At 57.9% G+C, this 3,203-nt stretch carries 1 rRNA gene; it reads left to right on the top strand.

Annotation, left to right across the window (positions count from 1 at the left end):
* A 23S ribosomal RNA gene (locus K3N28_RS23135) occupies positions 1-3,121 on the top strand.
* The last annotated feature ends 82 nt before the right edge of the window (positions 3,122-3,203 follow it).

The raw sequence follows: 3,203 nt of genomic DNA, 5'->3' as shown, positions 1-3,203 counted from the left end.
GTTAAGTTGTGTAGGGCGCATGGTGGATGCCTTGGTGCCGGATGACCGATGAAGGACGTGTGAGGCTGCGATATGCCTGGGGGAGTTGCCAACTGGACTGTGATCCCAGGGTTTCCGAATGGGGTAACCTGGCCGGCTTGATGGCCGGTCGCGCTCGCCTGAATGTATAGGGCGGGTTGTGGTGTGGCGGGGAAGTGAAACATCTCAGTACCTGCTGTGGAGAAAACAAGAGTGATTCCGTGAGTAGCGGCGAGCGAAAGCGGAGGAGGCTAAACCTGGTTCGTGTGATAGCCGGCAGGCGTTGCGGGTCAGGGGTTGTGGGACGTTTCCGTTAGTTTCTGCCGAAACTGGGTTCATGCATCAGCAGCTAGTCGAACGGTGTGGGATAGCCGACCGGAGTGGGTGAGAGTCCCGTAGATGAAGGTTGTTGGTGGTGTTCGGGAGACGCACCCGAGTAGCGCGGGTTTCGTGGAGGCTCGTGTGAATCTGGCAGGACCGTCTGCTAAGCCTAAAGAGGTCCGGCGACCGATAGTGGAGAGTACCGTGAGGGAATGGTGAAAAGTACCCCGGGAGGGGAGTGAAAGAGTGCCTGAAACCATGTGCCTGTAAACCGTCAGAGCCCGGCGGTGGCTTCGTGCTGCTGTAGGCGGGTGATGGCGTGCCTTTTGAAGAATGAGCCTGCGAGTTAAGGTGTGCAGCGAGGTTAAGCCGTGTGGTGGAGCCGGAGCGAAAGCGAGTCTGAAGAGGGCGTTTGAGTTGCATGTTTTAGACCCGAAGCGGGGTGATCTACCCATGTCCAGGGTGAAGCGGCTGTAAGAGGTCGTGGAGGCCCGAACCCACCTAGGTTGCAAACTGGGGGGATGAGGTGTGGGTAGGGGTGAAAGGCCAATCAAACTCCGTGATAGCTGGTTCTCCCCGAAATGCATTTAGGTGCAGCGTCGCATGTTGCACCGTGGTGGTAGGGCGCTGGTTGGGTGATGGGCCGTGTCGGTTACTGAGCTCAGCTAAACTTCGAATGCCATGGTGTTGAGTGCGGCAGTGAGTCGGCGGGTGAGAAGATCCGTCGTCGAGAGGGAAACAGCCCAGATTACCGGCTAAGGCCCCTAAGGGTGCACTGAGTGGAAAAGGATGTGGGGTCGCGTTGACAGCCAGGAGGTTGGCTTAGAAGCAGCCACCCTTGAAAGAGTGCGTAATAGCTCACTGGTCGAGTGGTTTTGCGCCGATAATGTAGCGGGGCTGAAGTGCACCGCCGAAGCCGTAGCAATGCCCGGTATCTTCGGATGCCGGGGTTGGGTAGGGGAGCGTCGTGCCTGGGGTGAAGCTGGCGAGTGATCGATCTGGTGGACTGGGTGCGAGTGAGAATGCAGGCATGAGTAGCGAAACACAGGTGAGAATCCTGTGCGCCGATTGACTAAGGGTTCCAGGGGACGGTTGTTCCGCCCTGGGTTAGTCTGGGCCTAAGGCGAGGCCGAGAGGCGTAGTCGATGGATAACCGGTTGATATTCCGGTACCCGAGCATCGCGTATGAGTGATAGCGGTTGTGCTAACCGGCTGGAAGCCGGCGCTGCTGCTCCTTCGGGAGTGGTGGTGTCAGTGACTGGTTGGGGTCCTTTCCGTGTGTAGCGTAGTGATGGGGTGACGCAGTGGGGTAGCTGTACCGTCTGGTGGATTAGGCGGGGTAAGGTGGTAGCCCGCATTCCCAGGTAAATCCGGGAGTGCCCCCTTGAGTGGGGAGGGTGAGCGCTGAAGCATAGCTCTTTTGAGTGAATTCGGTGATCCCGTGCTGTCGAGAAAAGCCTCTAGCGAGTGGTGTTCGGCCAGTACCCGAAACCGACACTGGTGGTCAGGTAGAGTATACTGAGGCGTTCGAGTGATGTGTGGTTAAGGAACTCGGCAAATTGCCTCCGTAACTTCGGGAGAAGGAGGGCCCCAAACCGTGGGACGAAGCGTCCGGAAGCGGTGGGGGGTTGCAGAGGCCAGGGGGAAGCGACTGTTTACTAAAAACACAGGTCCATGCGAAGCCGTGAGGTGAGGTATATGGACTGACGCCTGCCCGGTGCTGGAACGTTAAGAGGATCCATCAAGGCCTTTGGCCTGCAGTGGTGAATTGAAGCGCCAGTAAACGGCGGTGGTAACTATAACCATCCTAAGGTAGCGAAATTCCTTGTCGGGTAAGTTCCGACCTGCACGAATGGCGTAACGACTTCCCCGCTGTCTCAACCACATGCTCGGCGAAATTGCAGTACGAGTAAAGATGCTCGTTTCGCGCGGCAGGACGGAAAGACCCCGGGACCTTTACTATAGCTTGGTATTGGCATATTGTCTGGTTTGTGTAGGATAGGCGGGAGCCTGGGAAGCTGCGACGCTAGTCGTGGTGGAGGCGTTGGTGAAATACCGCTCTGGTCGGATAGTGTGTCTCACCCGCGGCCCTGATCGGGTCGGGGGACAGTGCCTGGTGGGTAGTTTAACTGGGGCGGTTGCCTCCTAAATGGTAACGGAGGCGCCCAATGGTACCCTCGGGCCGGTTGGAAACCGGTCGGTGAGTGTAAGCGTAGAAGGGTGCTTGACTGTGAGACCGACGGGTCGAGCAGGTGCGAAAGCAGGGGCTAGTGATCCGGCACCGACGTACGGATGTGGTGTCGCTCAACGGATAAAAGGTACCCCGGGGATAACAGGCTGATCTTCCCCAAGAGTCCATATCGACGGGATGGTTTGGCACCTCGATGTCGGCTCGTCGCATCCTGGGGCTGGAGTTGGTCCCAAGGGTTGGGCTGTTCGCCCATTAAAGCGGCACGCGAGCTGGGTTTAGAACGTCGTGAGACAGTTCGGTCCCTATCCGCCGCGCGCGCAGGAGATTTGATGAAGGGCTGTCCCTAGTACGAGAGGACCGGGATGGACGAACCGCTGGTGTGCCAGTTGTCCCGCCAGGGGCATGGCTGGTTGGCTACGTTCGGGAGCGATAACCGCTGAAAGCATCTAAGCGGGAAGCGTGCTTCGAGATGAGATCTCCGTCAGTTTTATGCTGGTGAGGCGCCCTGTAGATGACGGGGTTGATAGGCCCGACATGGAAGAGCCGTAAGGTTTGGAGTGGACGGGTACTAACCGCCGAGAACTTAACCTTTTACTACACGGCCCTACGGGTCGGATAGAAACCGCTGCCTGCAGCGAGACATTCACGCACACTATGCGATTCTGAGACAACA

This window comes from Glycomyces sp. TRM65418, from assembly GCF_019710475.1.
Lineage (GTDB): Bacteria > Actinomycetota > Actinomycetes > Mycobacteriales > Micromonosporaceae > Glycomyces.
The sequence above is the reverse complement of the archived record's forward strand: the minus strand, read 5'-3'. Positions and strand labels throughout refer to the sequence as shown.